The organism is Streptomyces fumanus, from assembly GCF_014655295.1.
In the GTDB taxonomy this organism is placed as follows: Bacteria; Actinomycetota; Actinomycetes; order Streptomycetales; family Streptomycetaceae; genus Streptomyces; species Streptomyces fumanus.
In genome coordinates, this window is the sequence record NZ_BNBI01000006.1 from 108,503 (window position 1) to 126,100 (window position 17,598).

General features: G+C 75.4%; 15 protein-coding genes. 6 read left to right on the forward strand and 9 right to left on the reverse strand.

Annotated features, from left to right (window positions below):
- Nucleotides 1-65 precede the first annotated feature (65 nt).
- Nucleotides 66-2,828 carry an AAA family ATPase gene (locus IE316_RS14715; protein ID WP_190204758.1) on the forward strand — a complete coding sequence of 921 codons (2,763 nt, stop codon included), beginning with the start codon at nt 66-68 and terminating at the stop codon, nt 2,826-2,828.
- Nucleotides 2,829-3,128: 300 nt separating this feature from the next.
- Here IE316_RS14715 and IE316_RS14720 read toward each other — a convergent pair whose 3' ends face one another.
- The 4 genes from IE316_RS14720 to IE316_RS14735 all read right to left on the reverse strand — a co-directional run bounded on the left by IE316_RS14720 (nt 3,129) and on the right by IE316_RS14735 (nt 7,966).
- Nucleotides 3,129-4,034, reverse strand: a complete 906-nt coding sequence (locus tag IE316_RS14720) for an aminoglycoside phosphotransferase family protein (protein ID WP_190204759.1) — start codon at nt 4,032-4,034, stop codon at nt 3,129-3,131.
- A 186-nt stretch (nt 4,035-4,220) separates the two neighbouring features.
- Nucleotides 4,221-5,708, reverse strand: a complete 1,488-nt coding sequence (locus IE316_RS14725) for an MFS transporter (protein ID WP_229910398.1) — start codon at nt 5,706-5,708, stop codon at nt 4,221-4,223.
- A gap of 65 nt (nt 5,709-5,773) precedes the next feature.
- Nucleotides 5,774-6,754 carry a zinc-binding dehydrogenase gene (locus IE316_RS14730; protein WP_190204761.1) on the reverse strand — a complete coding sequence of 327 codons (981 nt, stop codon included), beginning with the start codon at nt 6,752-6,754 and terminating at the stop codon, nt 5,774-5,776.
- Between the two features lie 42 nt (nt 6,755-6,796).
- Entirely contained in the window at nt 6,797-7,966 is a 1,170-nt protein-coding gene (locus IE316_RS14735) for an FAD-dependent oxidoreductase (protein ID WP_373311191.1), read from the reverse strand.
- 158 nt (nt 7,967-8,124) lie between these two features.
- Between IE316_RS14735 and IE316_RS14740 the strand changes: the two genes are divergently transcribed.
- Nucleotides 8,125-8,799 (forward strand): pentapeptide repeat-containing protein, encoded by a 675-nt coding sequence (locus IE316_RS14740; protein WP_190204763.1) that lies wholly within the window; start codon nt 8,125-8,127, stop codon nt 8,797-8,799.
- A gap of 42 nt (nt 8,800-8,841) precedes the next feature.
- On the opposite strand, the gene IE316_RS14745 is transcribed toward IE316_RS14740, so the two are convergent.
- From IE316_RS14745 to IE316_RS14755, 3 genes are all read right to left on the reverse strand, one after another.
- Complete coding sequence (locus tag IE316_RS14745; RefSeq protein ID WP_190204764.1) at nt 8,842-9,342, reverse strand: hypothetical protein; 501 nt, start codon at nt 9,340-9,342, stop codon at nt 8,842-8,844.
- Nucleotides 9,343-9,371: 29 nt separating this feature from the next.
- Nucleotides 9,372-10,775, reverse strand: coding sequence for a M1 family metallopeptidase (locus IE316_RS14750; protein ID WP_190204765.1), 1,404 nt, complete (start codon nt 10,773-10,775; stop codon nt 9,372-9,374).
- 89 nt (nt 10,776-10,864) lie between these two features.
- Nucleotides 10,865-11,431: a GlcG/HbpS family heme-binding protein gene (locus IE316_RS14755; RefSeq protein WP_190204766.1), complete on the reverse strand. Its 567-nt coding sequence runs from the start codon at nt 11,429-11,431 to the stop codon at nt 10,865-10,867.
- Between the two features lie 374 nt (nt 11,432-11,805).
- Between IE316_RS14755 and IE316_RS14760 the strand changes: the two genes are divergently transcribed.
- Nucleotides 11,806-13,002: a sensor histidine kinase gene (locus IE316_RS14760; protein ID WP_190205080.1), complete on the forward strand. Its 1,197-nt coding sequence runs from the start codon at nt 11,806-11,808 to the stop codon at nt 13,000-13,002.
- A complete protein-coding gene (locus IE316_RS14765; RefSeq protein WP_190204767.1) occupies nt 12,999-13,655 on the forward strand; it encodes a response regulator in 657 nt (218 codons plus the stop codon). The genes IE316_RS14760 and IE316_RS14765 overlap by 4 nt, the downstream gene beginning before the upstream one ends.
- Before the next feature lie 164 nt (nt 13,656-13,819).
- Here IE316_RS14765 and IE316_RS14770 read toward each other — a convergent pair whose 3' ends face one another.
- A complete protein-coding gene (locus IE316_RS14770) occupies nt 13,820-14,395 on the reverse strand; it encodes a TerD family protein (protein WP_190204768.1) in 576 nt (191 codons plus the stop codon).
- 164 nt (nt 14,396-14,559) lie between these two features.
- On the opposite strand from IE316_RS14770, the gene arfB reads away from it, so the two are divergent.
- The gene (arfB, locus tag IE316_RS14775) at nt 14,560-14,997 is read left to right on the forward strand and encodes an alternative ribosome rescue aminoacyl-tRNA hydrolase ArfB (protein ID WP_190204769.1); all 438 of its coding nucleotides are present in this window, start codon (nt 14,560-14,562) and stop codon (nt 14,995-14,997) included.
- A gap of 37 nt (nt 14,998-15,034) precedes the next feature.
- On the opposite strand, the gene IE316_RS14780 is transcribed toward arfB, so the two are convergent.
- A complete protein-coding gene (locus IE316_RS14780) occupies nt 15,035-15,625 on the reverse strand; it encodes a flavin reductase family protein (protein ID WP_190204770.1) in 591 nt (196 codons plus the stop codon).
- Between the two features lie 273 nt (nt 15,626-15,898).
- Between IE316_RS14780 and cdgB the strand changes: the two genes are divergently transcribed.
- Nucleotides 15,899-17,560, forward strand: a complete 1,662-nt coding sequence (gene cdgB, locus IE316_RS14785) for a diguanylate cyclase CdgB (RefSeq protein ID WP_190204771.1) — start codon at nt 15,899-15,901, stop codon at nt 17,558-17,560.
- The last annotated feature ends 38 nt before the right edge of the window (nt 17,561-17,598 follow it).

Below are 17,598 nucleotides of genomic sequence, written 5' to 3' on the forward strand. Positions count from 1 at the left end.
AACAGCGCGGCCACCCCGGCGGAGCCCCGAGGACAGGACAGGAGGGGAAAGGGATGGAGGCAGTCATGGCCCAACCGCTGCGCGAACGCGCGGACGTCCTCGCGCTGCTGGCCGCCGAGGCCGAGCGGGTCCGCGGCGGCTCGGGGCGGCTGGTCCTGCTGCGCGGTGCCACCGGCACCGGCCGCACCGCCGTACTGGAGGCCGCCGCCGCGTACGCCGAGGACCGCGGCATCCGGGTGCTGCGCGCCCGCTGCTCCCCGCAGGAGACCGGCGTGCCGCTGTCCACGGTCGGCCAGCTCCTCGCGCCCGCCCTGGGGTTCGCCTGCCCCAAGCCCGGCGAGGGCGGCAGGCTCTGGCAGACGCTGTGCGGGTACGCCGCCGAGGGCCCCGTGCTGCTCGCCGTGGACGACATCCACCTCGCCGACCACGCCTCGCGCCGCTGGCTGGTGGAGGCGGCCCGCCGGGTCGACCGGTCGGCGCTGCTGCTGGTCGTCACCGAGCGCAGCCAGTACGACATCGACCCCCCGCCCGCCGGGCTGACCCACACCCTGCCGCCGTCCCTGGTGCGCACCCGCACCATCGCCCCGCTCGGCGATGAGGCGGCCGCCGCTCTGGTCCGCGCCGTCCGCCCGCCGGCCGGCCCCGACCGGACCGCGGACCGCGTACGGACCGCGGACTGCGTACGGGCCGCCGCGGGCAGCCCGCTGCTGCTGCACGCCCTGCTGGAGGACCTGCACGGCACCCCGGGGCAGCCCGTGCCCGACACCTGCGCCGCGCTGTACCCCGGCGCCTACCCGGCGGCCGTCGCCTGGTGGCTGGAGAACGCCGGGCCGGCCACCGCCGAGGTGGCCCGGACGCTCGCCGCGCTGGAACAGACCCGGACCCCCGGCGGCGACCTCGACCCGGCGGAGCTGCTCGCCGAGACGGCCGGCGCCGACCCGGACCGGGTGACCGGCTGGCTCACCGCGATGACCCGGCTCGGCCTGCTGCGCCCGGACGCCGCCGGGCGCCCCCGCTACGCCCACCCGCTGCTGCGGGACGCCGTCCTCACGGGCTGGCCGGCCGCCCGTCGGCGGGCCGCGCACCGGCAGGCCGCGCACGCGATGCTCCGCCGGGGCGCACGCGTCGAGACCGTCGCCCGGCAGGTGCTGCGCGCCGGTCCGGTCGGCCGCCCCTGGGCACTGCGCGTGCTGCGCGACGCGGCGACCCTCGCCGTCGACGAGGGCCGCCCCGAGGCCGCCGTCGGCTATCTCCGCCGGGCCCTGGACGAGCCGCTGCCGGCCGGCCTGCGGCAACGGCTGCTGACCGAACTGGGCTCCCTGGAGTACGTATCGGCCGGCGCCGCCTCCGCCATCGCGCGGCTGGCCGAGGCCCTGCACCTGCCCGCCGAGCCGCGCGACCGGGTCCGTACCGCCGTCGCCCTGGGCACCGCGCTGGCGGGCCACGGGGAGGTGCGCACGGCGCTGCGGGTGCTGCGCCGCGCCGAGGGCGGCCTGGCCGGGCACCCCGAACCGGCCCGCACCGTGCGGACCGCGTCCGCGCTGCTCTCCGACCACGACCAGGGGCAGCGGCAGGAGACGTACCGGTGGCTGCGCGAGGCCGCCGAACACTCGCCCGACCAGGTCGGCCCCGCCGGACAGGCCCTGCTGGTGCGGTACGCGGCCACGGCCGGGCTGATCCCGGCCCGGGACGCGATGGAGCGGATACGCGCCCTGCTGGCCGAGCCCGCCGACCCGCTCGCCGAGCCCTTCCTGCTGGGCACGGCCGCCGCCGTCGCCCAGTGGGCCGACGAACTCGGCGAGGCGGAACGGCTGGTGGAACGCGGACTGGCCCTGCACCGCCGGTCCTTGCTGCACCCCATGCACCACGCGCTGGTCAGCACCCGGGCCGACATCGCCGCCGCGCGCGGCGACCTGCACCGGCTGCTGGAGGTCCTCGCGGACGGCACGGACCTCCGCGCGGCGCCCGGGCCGTCGAACACCGACGCCCACCGGGTGCTGGCCCTCGTGCACACCGGGCGGCTCGCGGAGGCGCGGCGGGCCGCGGACGGCTTCGACCTGAGCCGGGCGCCGGACCACTGGGAGCTGAACCGTTTCCTCTACGCGCGGGGCGTGCTGCGGGCCGCCGAGGGCGATCCGACGGGGGCGCTGCACGACTTCCTGGAGTGCGGGCGCCGGCAGGCCGCCCGGGACGTGGTCAGCCCCGTCGTCACCCCCTGGCGCACCGCGGCCGCCGAGCTGCAACTGGCGGCGGGCCTGACCCGGGAGGCGGTGGCCCTCGCCGAGGAGGAACTGCGCCTGGCCCGGGTGTGGGACACCCCGCGCACGGTGGGCCGCGCCCTGCGGGTGCTGGGCGCCGCGACCGGCGGGCGGCGCGGCCTGGACCTGGCCGCCGAGGCGGTGCGCATGCTGCGGGCGGCCCCCGGCACCGACCTGGAGCTGATCCCCGCCCTGATCGCACAGGGCAGGCAGTTCCTCGCGGTGCGGGAGCTCTCCCACGCCCGGGACGCGCTGCGGGAGGCCGCCGAGCGGGCCGAGCGGACGGGTGCCGTGCGGTGGGCCGCGCTGGCCGGTGCGGCGCTGCGGGAGAGCGGGGCCCGCCGGACCGCCGTGCCCGGCACCGGCTCGGACGCCCTGACGGTGAGCGAACGCCGGATCGCCCGGCTGGCGGCGGACGGCCGGACCAACGCGGAGATTGCCGACCTGCTGCACCTCGCCCGGCGGACCGTGGAGACCCACCTGACCAGCGCCTACCGCAAGCTGCGGATACGGCGCCGGGCGGAGCTGCGGGACGCGCTGGGGCGGGAGGGGACGGCCGTACCGGGGTGACCGGCGGGGTGACCGGGAAGGCACGATCGGGAAGGTCCGCCCGGGTAGGCACGACCGGGTAGGCCCGCCCGGGAGTGCCCGCCCGAGAAGGCACGCCCGGGAAGGCACGACCGGGAAGGCACGACCGGGAGTGCCCGCCCGGGAGTGCCCGCCCGAGAAGGCACGACTGGGAAGGCCCGCCCGGGAAGGCCCGCCCGAGAAGGCCCGCCCGGGAAGGCACCGACCGGGAAGGCCCGCCCGGGAAGGCACCGACCGGGAAGGCACCGACCGGGAAGGCCGACATCCGGCCGTTCCCGGTGGTCAGCCGGTACGGGGGGTGGTGACGCGCCCGGTCAACAGCTCCCGGGCGATCTCCAGTTGCTCCCGCTCCACCGGATCGCCGTCCTCCAGGTTCCACAGGATGTTCTGGAGGGCCCGCCCCAGGGTCCAGGCGCGGGCCCGCTCCCGGTCCAGGCCGAGGACGTCGGTCAGCGCGTCGAAGCGCCAGCGGGTCTCGGCGGGGTCGTAGCGGTTGTCCAGGGCGGGCATCAGGTCGAACCCGGGGTCGCCGGAGAGCGGCTTGGGGTCGATGGCGAGCCAGGGCGCGCGGTCGGCGGCGAGGACGTTGTCGTAGTGCAGGTCCCAGTGGAGCAGCCGGTCCCCGGGTTCGTCCGCGACCTCGCGGAGGGCGGCGGCGCAGTCCCCGACCAGCCGCCGCGCCTGAGGGTCGGGAATCCGGGCGAGCGCCCACGGCGTGCGCTCCAGCATGCCCCGCGCGATGTCCCCGAGGTCGCGCAGACCCGGCGGGGCGGGGACGGCGGTGAGGCGGGCCAGCAGCCGGGCGAGAATCAGCACGGCCTCGCGGGAGTCCTGGACGCGGCCGAGCGGCCGGGCGGAGTCCAGGCGTTCGAGCAGCATCGTGCCGGTGGCCGGGTCGTGGTCGAGCAGCCGGACCGCCCCGTCGCCGTCCCAGCGGGCGAGGGCGACCGGTTCGCCCTCGGTCTCGTCGTCCAGGATCTGGAGCTTCAGCACGGCCGGCAGGCCGTCCGCGCGGACGACGGGCAGCACCAGCGCGGCCCAGCCGTGCATGGCGGGTCCATCGAGCACCAGCTCCCACTGGTCGAGGTACCGGGCGGCCAGCCCCGGCAGCGCGGCGACGAAGGCCCGTCCCGCCGCCCCGTTGTACTTGGCCTGACTCACCGCGAGAGCTTCCGGTACGTCGATCACACCCGGCGACGCTACCGGCGCGGGGTGGCCGGGTCACCCGAATAAACGGGCGTGGTCGTCCGCGGGCGGGTGGTGGGCCGGCCGCGCAGTTCCCCGCGCCCCTAGGCGGGTTCGCTCCCCCGCGCCGGGGAGTGCACGCCCTCAGGGGCGCGGGGAACTGCGCGACCAGCCCCCACCCGCCCGCAGCTACCCCACCGCCCCCGCAGGCGGCCCGTGGCGCGGGGCTCGGGCCGTGACCAGCGTGCCCGCGACCACCGCCGCGAGCAGCATGATGCCCGCCGCCACCCAGATCGCGACCGTGTAGCCGTGGACGACGGCCTCGCGGACGACCGCCTTCCGGTGGGACGGGTCGGTGAGGTGGGCGGTGACGTAGGTCGCGCTGCTCGTCGTGGCGATGGTGTTCAGCAGGGCCGTGCCGATGGAGCCGCCCACCTGCTGGGAGGTGTTGACGGTCGCCGAGGTCACTCCGGCGTCCTGGGGCGCGACGCCCGCCGTCGCCGTGGCGAAGACCGGCATGAAGGTGAGGCCCATGCCGAGGCCCATCAGGAGCAGCGCGGGCAGGATCTCCGTCGTGTACGCCGAGTGCACGGTCATCCGGGTGAGGATCACCATGCCGCCGGAGGCCAGGACCATGCCCGGCACCATCAGCAGCCGCGGCGGTACGTGGTGCAGCAGCCGGGCCGATATCTGCGTCGAGCCGATGACGATCGCCACGGTCAGCGGCAGGAACGCCAGCCCGGTGCGGACCGGCGAGTAGCCGAGGACGACCTGGAGGTAGTACGTCATGAACAGGAACAGCCCGAACATGCCGATCACCGCGAGCATCATGGTGAGGAAGCACCCGGCCCGGTTCCGGTCCCGCAGCACGTGCAGCGGCAGCAGCGGCATCGGTGCCCGGCCCTGCCACCACACGAACCCGGCGAGCAGCACCGCCGCGGCCGCGAACAGCCCGAGGACCAGCGGGTCCGACCAGCCGCGGGACTCCGCCTCGCTGAAGCCGTAGACCAGCGCGACCAGGCCGCCGCAGCCCAGCAGGACCCCGGGGACGTCGAGCCGGGCGCCGCCGCGCACCGGCCGGTCGTGCAGCAGGACCAGCGCGCCGATCACGGCGACGGCGGCGATGGGGACGTTGACGTACAGGCACCAGCGCCAGTCGAGGTACTCGGTGAGGACACCGCCGACGATGAAGCCGATCGCGCTGCCGCTGCCCGCCAGCGCGCCGTAGATGCCGAACGCCTTGCCGCGCTCCTTGGGGTCGGTGAACGTCGTCGTCAGCAGGGACAGCGCGGCCGGCGCGAGGACTGCGGCGAACACCCCCTGGAGGGCGCGGGCGCCGAACAGCATCGCGGAGCCGTTGGCCGCGCCGCCGAGCGCCGAGGCCGCGGCGAACCCGATCAGGCCGGTCACGAAGGCGCGTTTGCGGCCCGCCAGGTCGGCGATCCGCCCGCCGAGCAGCAGCAGTCCGCCGAAGGCGAGCGTGTAGGCGGTGATCACCCACTGCCGGTTGCCGTCGCTCATGCCCAGGTCGCGCTGGGCGGAGGGCAGCGCGATGTTCACGATGGTCGCGTCGAGCACGACCATGAGCTGGGCCAGCGCGATCACCACCAGTCCCCACCAGCGGCGCGGATCGGTGTCCGGGGGCGTGACCGGCTCACCGGTCCGGGGGGCAGCCACCTGGCCAGCAGACCACGGTCCGGGGCCGGCCGCATCCGCGCCGAGGGGGCTTCGTTCCGCGTCGGTCATGGTTCGAGAATCACCTTTCCGGTGGTGCGGCGGCCCTCCAGCGCGCGGTGCGCGGCGGCGGCCTCGGAGAGCGGGAAGCGCTGTACGGCGGGGACCAGCCGGCCCGCGGCGGCCTCGGCGAGGGCGCGCAGTTCGAGGGTGCGCAGGGGGTCGGGGCCGCCGGCCCGGCCCAGCATCACGGGGCCGAGGACCTGTTCGGAGACGCCGTCGACGAGGTAGGGCTCGCCGTCGTGCAGGCCCGCCGCGGACCAGCCGAAGACGAGGTGCTTGCCGCCGGGTCCGAGCAGGGCGACGCACGCGCGGGCCGCGTCGCCGCCGACGCCGTCGAAGACGACGGTGGCGGCCCGCCCGCCGAGGTGGGCGCGGACCTTCTCCGGCCAGCCCGGGGCCGTGTAGTCGACGGCCAGGTCGGCGCCGTTCGCCGCGACCCGGGCCGTCTTCTCCGGGCCGCCCGCGAGTCCGATCACGGTGGCGCCGGCGTGCTTGGCGTACTGCACGAGCAGCGTGCCGATACCGCCCGCGGCGGCCGGGACGACGGCCACCGAGTCCGGGCCCAGCTCGGCGAACTGGAGGATTCCCATCGCCGTACGGCCCGTGCCGATCATGGCGACGGCCGCCGCGAAGTCCAGGCCGCCGGGGATCTCGTGCAGGCGGGCGGCGTCGGTGACGGCGAGTTCGGCGTAGCCGCCGGGGGCGAAGCCGAGGTGGGCGACGACGCGCTTGCCGAGCCAGTCGCCCGGGGTGCCCGCGCCGAGGGCGTCGACCACGCCCGCGACCTCGCGGCCGGGGACGGTGGGCAGGACCGGCGGCGCGGGGGCCGGGCCCTGGTGGCCCTCGCGCAGGGCGGTGTCCAGCAGGTGGACGCCCGCCGCGCGGACGGCGATCCGGACCTGGCCGGGGCCGGGCTCGGGGTCCTCGACCGGTTCGTAGACCAGGTTCTCGGCCGGGCCGAAGGCGTGCAGACGGATGGCGTGCATCAAGGCTCCCTGGGGTGACGTCGTACGCCCCAGCCAACGACCTCAAGCATGCTTGAGGTCAAGCTCGTGCCGGCCCAGTGCCAGGGAGACCGCGGTCAGCGCGCTGTTGAACGACACCTCCGACAGCAGCCCCGGCGCCGCGACCTGGTCCCCGGCCAGGTACACCCCGTCGCCCCGGTCCACGGCCGGCCGGTCCCGCCAGGTGGTGCCGGGCGGGTCGACGGCGCCGGTACGGCCCTGCGCCACCGCCTCCCGCCGCCAGGTGACCCGTTCCCGCCAGCCCGGGAACCCCAGGTCGAGCAGGCGCTCGGCACGGGCCGTGCCGAGCGCCCTGGGCTCGTCCGGCCCGATCGGGATCTGCCCCTGGAGGAGCTGCTCGCCCGCCGGTGCCAGGGTGCGGTCCTGCGCGGTGAACCGCTCGATCCAGCCCGGCGCGTCCAGGTCGGAGACCGCGAACGCGTCCCCGCGCCGGGTCCGTACGGCCAGGTCGAGCAGGACGGTACGGCCGCTGGGCCAGGTCAGCGTGGCGTCGCCGAGCAGTTGGCGGGCGGCGTCCAGGGAGGTGGCGACGACCACCGGGGCGCCGGTGGGCAGGGCGTCGACCCGGGAGCGCGTCTCCACCCGGACCCCGAGGTTCCAGGCGCGGGCGGCCATCCGGTCGATCAGCGCCGACCAGCCGCCGCGCGGATAGTGCGCCTCGGGCGGCAGCTTCGCGGCCCGGCGCAGCCGCTCCTGCACGAAGGCGGCGGACAGCGCGCCGGGGTCGTGGTGGAAGAGGGCGACGGCGCAGTAGTGGGCGGCGACGCGGGCGGCCTCCTCGCCGGCCACCCCGGTGGCCCAGGTCAGGAAGTCGGTGCCGACGGGCGCGGGGCCGACCCGGCGGCGCAGCAGCTTCAGCATCGCGGGCGGCGGGACGCGGCGCAGCGCGTCCCGGTACCGGAACCGCAGCCGGGTCCCCTCCAGCGGGGGCAGCAGCGCCAGCGGGCCGATGAGGTCGCGCCGGCGGAGCCAGGCCCAGTGCGGGCCGCCGTTGTAGAGGGCGTGCGGGCCCTCGTTGGTCCGGTACGGTCCCTCGGCGGTCCGCGCCCGGCCGCCGAGGGTGTGATGGGCCTCGTACAGGGTGACCTTGGCGCCCGCCTCGGCGGCGGTGACGGCCGCGGTGAGTCCGGCGAAGCCACCACCGATGACGGTGATGCGGTGCATGGGGGGCACACTCCCTTGGCTCGGGTTCTGCTGCTCTGCTGCTGCTTCTCCTGCTGCTACGACGGTCCCGCCGCCCGGAATGTGACATCGGCTCCCGTGTGTCAACGTCCCCGCAGGTCAACGCGGTTGTCCGTGGCGTTGTCAGTGGTGGGGGGCAGGATGGGGGCATGGCGAGGAGAGCGGCGGGGGAGACGGTGCGGGCGGCCCGGCGGCCGGAGGTGCGGCTGCCGGCCCTGGAGCGACACGGGGGCGGGGGGCTGGAGCCGGACGGGGACTACGACGGGCTGGACATGCGGGAGGCGGACTTCGCCGGGCAGGACGGCGCGGGCGCCCGCTTCATGGACTGCGCGCTGACGGGGTGCGCGCTGGACGAGACCTCGCTGCGCCGCGCCCGGCTGCTCGACTCGGTCCTCACCGGCGTCCGCGGTGTCGGCACCGATCTCGCCGAGGCCACCCTGCGGGACGTCGAGCTGGTCGACGCCCGGCTCGGCGGGACGCAGATGCACGGGGCGGTGCTGGAGCGGGTGCTGATCCGCGGCGGGAAGATCGACTTCCTGAATCTGCGGCGGGCCCGGCTCAAGGACGTGGTCTTCGAGGGGTGCGTGCTGGTCGAGCCCGACTTCGCCGGTGCCCGTCTGGAGCGGGTGGAGTTCGCCGGCTGCGCCCTGCGGGGGGCCGACTTCTCCGCCTCCGTCCTGGTCGACGTCGATCTGCGCGGGGCCGCGCCGCTGGAGATCGCCCGGGGCGTGGACCGGCTGGCCGGTGCGGTGATCAGTCCGGCCCAGCTCCTGGGCCTGGCTCCGGTGCTGGCGGCGGAGCTGGGGGTGCGGGTGGTGGCCTGAGAGGAGAGAGGAGAGAGGAGAGAGGAGAGGGGGCGGTGGGGGTCAGGGGACGCGGGGGAAGCGGGCCTGGAGGGTCCAGATCGCCGGGTTGTCGGCCAGGTCCTCGTGCATGTCGGTGAGGTCGGCGATCAGGTCGTGCAGGAAGTCGCGGGCCTCGCGCCGCAGTTCGGCGTGGGAGAAGGTCAGCGGCGGCTCGGACGCGGGCCGCCACTCCGCCTCGATGTCCACCCAGCCGAACCGCCGCTCGAACAGCAGCCGGTCGGTGGACTCGGTGAAGTCCAGCTCGGCCCGCTGCGGCCGGGCGGCCCGGGATCCCGCCGGGTCCCGGTCGACGCGCTCCACGATGTCGCACAGCGCCCACGCGAAGTCCAGCACCGGCACCCATCCCCAGGCTGTGGACAGCTCCCGGTCCGTCTCGGTGTCAGCGAGGTACACGTCCCCGGCGAACAGGTCGTGCCGCAGGGCGTGCACGTCCGCCCGCCGGTAGTCGGTCTGCGGCGGGTCGGGGAAACGGGGGGAGAGGGCGTAGCCGATGTCGAGCACGGGACGATGGTGTCACGCCGCCGCGCACGTCAGGGACGGTCCGGCCGGCCGTCCCCGTACAGCCAGTCCGCCCAGAGCGAGGAGAGGTCCTCGCCGGGGGCGCGCCGCTCGGCGTACGCGGTGAAGTCGGCCGTGCTCGCGTTGCCGTGCCGGTGGTCGGCGGCCCAGTCGCGCAGCAGGGAGCGGAAGGCGGTGTCGCCGATCCGCTGCCGGAGCTTGTGCAGGACCATCGCGCCGCGCTGGTAGACGGGGGTGTCGGAGAGGTGCGCCGCGTCGGGCGGATCGGCGGGCGGGAACGCCCAGACGGCCTCGTTCTCCGCCGTACCGGCGAAGTAGCGGCCCTCGTACAGCGCGTCGAAGGTCTCCTGCGCGCTGTCCCCGCCGTGCTGCTCCTGCCAGAGCCACTCCGCGTAGGTGGCGAAGCCCTCGTTGAGCCACATGTCCCGCCAGGTCTTCGGCGTGACGGAGTCGCCGTACCACTGGTGGGCGAGTTCGTGGACGAGGACCAGGAGGTCGGGGGCGCCGGGGAAGACCGGCCGGTTCTGGGTCTCCAGCGCGTAGCCGGCGTCCTCCGGCCGGTCCACGATCGCGCCGGCCGAGGAGAACGGGTACGGGCCGAACAGGTCCCGGGCCCAGTCGAGCACCTCGGGAATCCGCCGCAGCACGGCCGCACTCGCCGCCGCCTGATCGGGGTCGACGGCGGTGTGCACCGGCAGTCCGTCCTCGGTGGTGGTACTGCGGAGCTGCCACTTGCCGATCGCGACCGTGGCGAGGTAGCTCGCCATCGGCTCGGCGGTCCGCCACCGGTACGTCGTGCGGCCCTTCGCCGTCGTCCGGCCGGCCGGTTCGCCGTTGGAGACGGCGGCCAGGCCCTCCGGGACGGTGATCGACAGGTCGTAGGACGCCTTGTCGGAGGGGTGGTGGTTGCCGGGGAACCAGGCCATCGACCCGGTGGGCTCGCCCAGCGCGAGCGCCCCGTCGGCGGTGGGCAGCCAGCCCTCCTCGGAGCCGTCCGGGTCGGTGATCGTCTCCGGGGCACCGGAGTACCGCACCGCCACCCGGAACGCCGTGCCCTCGGCCAGCTCCTCCGGCGGCCGGACGGTCAGCTCCTGCCCGGCGCGGTGGAAGCGGGCCGCCCGGCCCCCGACGGTGACCCGGGTGACGGTCAGCCCCTTGAGGTCCAGGTCGAACGCGGAGAGGTCCTGGGTGGCCCGCGCGGTGAGCGTCGCGGTGCCGGTGAGGCGGTGCGGGCCGGGGTCGTAGGCGAGGTCGAGGGCGTAGTGGCCGACGTCGTAGCCCGCGTTGCCCGCCTTCGGGAAGTACGGGTCGCGCACGCCGGAGCCGCCGGGGGTGCCCTGGACGCCGCCGCACCCGCCGAGCGCGGCGAGGGCGACCAGGGCGGTGCTCAGGGCGAGCGGACGGGACGGGCGCACCCCGTGATCCTATGGGCCGTATGCGGTGATACGGCCCCTACGCACGGCTGGTACGGCCCCTCGGCGTCGGCCAGTGAGCCGAGGAGGGCTCAGCGGGTCAGCGCCGCCGCGCCCGCCCGCGCGAACTTCTCGTCCAGGTCGCCGGACGGGGCCCCCGCCACGCCGATGCCGGCGACCGGGGCGTTCTTCGCGGTGACCGGGACCGCGCCGGCCAGGAACAGGGTGCCGGGGATGTCCTTCAGGTTCGGGGCCCCGGTGAGGCGGCCGGCCAGCTCGGAGGTGGGCGCGTTCCAGGAGACGGCGGTGTACGCCTTGCGCTCGGCGGACTCGTAGGACTGCGGGCCGGCGCCGTCGCCGCGCAGGGTGACGAGCGTGTTGCCGTTGCGGTCGACGACGGCCACGGTGACCCGCTGGTTCTCCTTCTCGGCGGCGTCCAGCGCGGCCTGGGCGGCCTTGACGGCGGCGTCGACGGTCAGGTGGGTGGAGGTGGTGGTCGCCCGGGAGGTGACGGAAGCGGCTGAGGCGGCGGCCGGGGTGGCGGCGGCGGGGCCGGCGCTGGCGGAGACCGTGCCGAAGGCGGTGGCGGTGGCGGCGACGGCGGTGAGCACGGTGGCGCCGGTGGCGACGCGGGCACGGCGGGAGAACGTCTTGCGCATGGGTTCGCTCCTCGTGGGCTGGGGCCGGGCAGCGGGGGCTGTGCGGTCCGGCTGCCTTGGTCTCCACCAGCCTCCGCCCCGCACCCGGCCCCCACGGTCGGCGTTCCGGCTGCTCACGGCGGACGGAATGGATGACGGCGGGGTCGTCCGATCGGTCGACCCCGGCCGCGCGCCGGGCGGCGACAATGAGGGTGTCCCGGAAGGAGGGCCGCACCGTGCCGAAGCCGACGCCGAAGCCGACGCCGAAGCCGGAGCCGACGCCGAAGCCGGAGCCGACGCCGAAGCCGGAGCCAGAGCCGACGCCGACGCCGACGCCGAAGGCGACGCCGGAGCGGGAGCCGACGCCGAAGCCGACGCCGCCCCCGGAGCCGGAGCTGACGCCGAAGCCGTACGACCCGGACGCCCGATGGCTCGGTGCCGTGCTGCACGCGGCGTTCCTCCTCCTGCTCGGCGGTGCCCTGGCCCGCTTCCTCCTCCGCCACCCGGGCGAACCCCGCACCCCGTGGATCATCGCCCTGTCGATCACCCTGGCGGCCCTGCACCTGCTGGGACCGGCGCTGGAGACCCCCGCCTCCCGTCCCGGGCGCCTCCGGCTGGGCCGGCTCGCCGCCGTCGTCGGGGTGTGGACGGTGCTCGTCCTGCTCGCGCCCAGCTTCTCCTGGTGCGCGGTCCCCCTCCTCTACACCGGCCTGCGCACCCTCCCGGCGCGGGCCGCGCTCGTCCTGGTCGGGGTGCTCACGGTGTTCGTGGTCGCCGCCCAGCTCCGCTTGGCCGGCCGCTTCGACCCGAACCTGCTGCTCGCGCCGCCCGCCGTCGCCGCCCTCGCCACCGCCGTGTTCCTGCGCGCCGAACGGCAGACGGCACGGCAGCGCGCCCTCATCGACGACCTGCTGCGCACCCGCCGTGACCTCGCCGCCGCCGAACGCCGCGAGGGCACCCTCGCCGAACGGCAACGGCTGTCCATGGAGATCCACGACACCCTCGCGCAGGGCCTGTCCAGCCAGCGGATGCTGCTCCAGGCCGCCGAGCGGGTCTGGGACACCGACGCCGACAAGGCCCGTACGCACGTCCGGTCGGCCGCGTCCGTCGCCGAGCACAACCTCGCCGAGGCCCGCCGCTTCGTCCACGACCTGGCCCCCGCCGACCTCGCCGCCGGCGGCGGGCTTCCGGCGGCGCTGCGGGCGCTGGCCGCGCGGGAGTCCGGCGACCACCTCACCGTCCGCGTCCACGTCGACGACGGCGGACGGGACCCGCTGCTGCCGGACCGGGTCCGGTCGGCCCTGCTGCGCATCGCCCAGGGCGCCCTGGCCAACGTCCGCGAACACGCCGGTGCGCGGACCGCCGCGCTCACCCTCACCGTCCTGGACGACACCGCCCTGCTCGACGTGGCCGACGACGGTCACGGCTTCGACCCCGCCGGGCCGGCCGCCGCCCCGGGGGGCGACCGGGGGCACGGTCTGCCCGCGATGCGTGCCCGGCTGCGCCAGCTCGGCGGCACGCTGACCGTGGAGTCCGCCCCGGGCGAGGGCACCGTCGTCTCCGCCGCCGTTCCCCTGGAGCCACCCCGATGACCACCCCCGCCCCCGGTCCCGCCCCCACGCCCGTCCGCGTCCTCGTCTGCGACGACCACGCCGTCGTACGCGCCGGACTGCTCGCGCTGCTCGACAGCGCCCCCGGCATCGAGGTGGTCGGCGAGGCGGGCACCGGCGAGGAGGCGCTCGCGCTGGCCGCGAAACTGGCGCCGGACGTGGTGCTGATGGACCTCCAGCTCGGCGAGGGCATCGACGGCGTCGAGACCACCCGCCGGCTCACCACCGGCCCCGCCCCCCGCCCGCACGTCCTGGTCCTCACCACGTACGACACGGACGCCGACATCACCCGCGCCATCGCGGCCGGCGCCACCGGCTATCTGCTCAAGGCCGAGCGCCCCGAGGAACTCTTCGCCGCCCTCCGCGCCGCCGCCCGGGGGCAGACCGCGCTCTCCGCGCCCGTCGCCGGCCGGGTCATGGCCGGCCTGCGCAGCCCCCGCCCGGCCCTCACCGACCGCGAACGGGACATCCTCGCCCAGTTGGCCCGCGGCCTGGGCAACCGGGAGATCGCCCGCGCCCTGTTCATCAGCGAGGCCACCGTGAAGACCCATCTGCGCCGTGTCTACGACAAGCTCGGCGTCGACACCCGGGCCGGCGCGGTCGCGCTCGCGAAGGAGCAACGACTGCTGCCGTGACCGCACGGTCCGGCCCACCGGAGACGCCGGTCGCCGCCGTGGCCGTACCGTTCGGGCGCCAGGGAGCGCCGGTCGCCGCCGTGGCCCTACCGACCGGGCGCCAGGGACCGCACGGAAAAGCCCCCCGGCACACAGCCGAGGGGCCCCGCGATGTCCCGGGAACGTCAGACGTTGACGCCGAAGTCCTGGGCGATGCCGGCCAGGCCCGAGGCGTAGCCCTGGCCGACGGCGCGGAACTTCCACTCCGCGCCGTTGCGGTACAGCTCGCCGAAGACCATCGCGGTCTCCGTGGCCGCGTCCTCGGACAGGTCGTAGCGGGCGATCTCCGCGCCGCCGGCCTGGTTGACGATGCGGATGTAGGCGTTGCGGACCTGGCCGAAGTTCTGCGAGCGGCTCTCCGCGTCGTAGATCGAGACCGGGAAGACGATCTTGTCGATGTCGGCCGGGAGGGCGGCCAGGTTGACGTTGATCGCCTCGTCGTCGCCGGCGCCCTCGCCGGTGCGGTTGTCACCGGTGTGGACGATGGACTGGTCCGGCGTCTGCTTGTTGTTGAAGAAGACGAAGTGGGCGTCCGAGTAGACCTTGCCCTGGGTGTTGACCGCGATCGCGGAGGCGTCGAGGTCGAAGTCGGTGCCGGTGGTGGTGCGGACGTCCCAGCCGAGGCCCACGGTGACGGCGGTCAGGCCCGGAGCCTCCTTGGTGAGCGAGACGTTGCCACCCTTGGACAGGCTTACAGCCATTGTTGGGAGTCCCTTCCCTCGTGTACGTACGGCAAAAAAGCTACAGCTACCCCTATGAACGTCGGGGGAGGTCCGCAAGGTTCCGGGTCGCTTTACTTTCTTTACCCGGGACACCCGGGTTACCCCGCATATTCGGGTGACGTGGACCGGTCACGGGCGGGAACATGGACGGCATGTCCGGTCCCCATGTCATCCGCGGTTCCGTCCTGCTGCCCGAGGCGGAGCTGATGTGGCGTTTCTCGCGGTCGTCCGGGCCCGGCGGACAGCACGTCAACACCACCGACAGCCAGGTCGAGCTCCGTTTCGACCTGGCCCGCACCGAGGCGCTGCCCCAGGCGTGGAAGGAGCGGGCGCTCCAGCGCCTGGCCGGGCGGCTCACCGACGGGGTCGTCACCGTCCGGGCCTCCGAGCACCGCTCCCAGTGGCGCAACCGCGAGGCCGCCGCCGTACGCCTGGCCGCGCTGCTCGCCGAGGCCACCGCGCCGCCGCCGAGGCCCCGCCGCCCGACCCGCGTCCCGCGCGGCATCAACGAGCGCCGGCTGCGGGAGAAGAAGCAGCGCGCCCAGACCAAGCGGGGCCGCACCGGCAAGGGCTGGGACTGACCCGGCCGCCCGGTGCCGGTACCGCCCCCGGAAGCGCTCAGCCCAACTGCCGGTACCGCCCCCGGAAGTACGTCAGCGGCCCGCCGTCCGCGCTCGGCACCCGCGCGCTCAGCACCCGCCCGATCACCAGGGTGTGGTCCCCGGCCGGCACCCGCCGCTCGGTCCGGCACTCCAGGGTCGCCAGCGCGCCGCCCACCAGCGGGGCGCCGGTGACCTCCCCGCGCGTGTAGGGGATGTCCTCGAACAGCAGCCGGTCGCTGATCCGGCCCTTCATCGCGAACCGGCCGGCGATGTGCCGCTGGCTCTCCGACAGCACCGAGACCGCCCACAGCGGCTGCTCGTCCAGCAGGTCGTCCATCCGGGAGCCCTCCCGCAGGCTCACCAGCACCAGCGGCGGGTCGAGGGAGACCGACATGAAGGCGGTCGCCGTCATGCCCACGTCCTCGCCGCCCGGCGCGGACGGGTCGTCGGCGTCCAGCGGCGGCTCCCCGGCGGTCACCAGGACCACGCCCGAGGCCAGCCGGGACATGGCGGCGCGGAACTCCTCGTTGCTCACCCCCTCAGCATGCCCGGCGGCGGGGGACCGCGACGTGGAAGGGGCGGGAGCGGCAGGGGAAGTGTTCGGCACCCCGCCACGCTAATCGCCGCCCCGCGCGGCCCGCATCGGACCCCGGTCGCAGGCCGGACCTAGGACCCCAGGACGAGCAGCCCGGAGTGTTCAGGAAACGCACGGGAAAGTGCGGAAACATCGCCCGATTGTTCATGTTTCGCTGTGACTTGAGTCACAAGGAGTAGGAATTGTTGACCCTGTGTACCGAGTGGGCAGCGCGCTGTGATTCAGTGGCGGGGAAGCTGCACGAGAACCCTTGATTCGCTGCGAGGTCTCGGGGGGAGGGCGAGCATGGAGGCCGAGTCGGAACCCTACGTCCGTCTTGCGTCCCTGCGGCAACTGCACCAGGCCATGGCCGACATGAACACGGCCCGCAGCCTGGCCGACACCCTGCAGACCGTGGCCGACGGCGTCGTGCACGCCCTGGGGTACGAGCTGGCCTGCGTCAACCTGGTCCGCCCCGACGGCGATCTGGTGGTCGCCGCCTTCGCCGGGAACCAGGCCGCCGAGGCCCTCATCACCGGCCGGGTCGGCTCCCGCGACTCCTGGGAGCGCCGGCTGCGGATGGGCGAGCAGTGGGGCGACCTGGTGTTCATACCGCACACCGAGGGCTGGATCCTCGACGACGACGACGTACCCCAGTGGTACACCGACGGGCCCGCCCCCCGCTTCGAGGACGAGTGGCACCCCTCCGACCGCCTCTTCGCCCCCATGTACGCGCCCGGCCCGCAGGGCGGCGGCACCAGCGGCGAGCTGATCGGCGTCCTGTCCGTGGACCGCCCGCGCAACGGCCGCCGGCCCGGCGCCTGGGGCCGCGAGGCCCTCCAGATGTACGCCTTCCAGGCCGCCATCGCGATCAGCAACGCCCGGCTGCGCTCCAACATGCAGCGCGCCCTGGTCCGCCTGGAGCGCGAGCAGCAGGCCCTGCGCGCCAGCGAGGAGAGCTTCCGGCAGGCGTTCGAGTACGCCCCCTCCGGCATGGCCATCGCCGAGATGGGCGGCGACCAGCACGGCCGCATACTGCGCAGCAACGACGCGCTGTGCCGCCTGCTGGGCCGGCCCGCCGCCGCGATGCGCCGCTACTCCTTCTCCGACCTCGTCCACCCCGAGGACATAGGCACCCTGCTGCGCACCTCCCCCGAGGGCGGCCGCGCCGAACTCCGCCTGGGCCGCCGCGACGGCACCTACGTCTGGGTCTCCCTGCGCAACAGCGTCGTCGCCGACGCCGCCGACGGCCCCCGCTTCCTCCTCACCCACGTCGAGGACATAGAGGAGCGCAAGCGCCGCGAACTGCAACTGGCCCACCGCGCCTCGCACGACTCCCTCACCGGCCTGCCGAACTCCGCCGAACTGCGCTCCCGCCTCTCCGCCCGGCTCTGCCAGCGCCCCCAGTCGGTCCTGCCGACCGCGGTCGACGCGATGGACGCCGCCTACGGCGACCCGGTCCTCGACTCCGGCGGCCACTCCTTCGACTTCCCGCCGAACCCCGAGCCGTACGACGCCTACGACCACCATGTGCACACCGTCGCCCCCGAGGAGGGCCGCGACGACGGCACCAAGGGGCTCGCGGTGCTCTTCTGCGACCTCGACGGCTTCAAGTCGATCAACGACCGGTTCGGGCACAACGCGGGCGACGCCGTGCTCATCGAGGTCGCCCGGCGGCTCTCCGGCGGCGTCCGCGACGGCGACACCGTGGCCCGGCTCGGCGGCGACGAGTTCGTCATCCTCGCCGACGGCCTCGGCCGGGCCGACGCCGCCGACCTCGCCGTACGGCTGCGCAACGAGATCATCCAGCCCATCCGGGCCGAGGGCCGGGCCGTCCGGGTGGGCGCCAGCTTCGGCATCGGCTGGGCGCACTGCGGCATGACCGCCGACGAGGTGCTCAAGTCCGCCGACGAGCGGATGTACGTCGAGAAACGATCTCGTCCCAAACAGCACCGACGGGCCGGATGAGCCCCAGGTCAGCGCGGTGACGCGAGCCGGGTCACCCG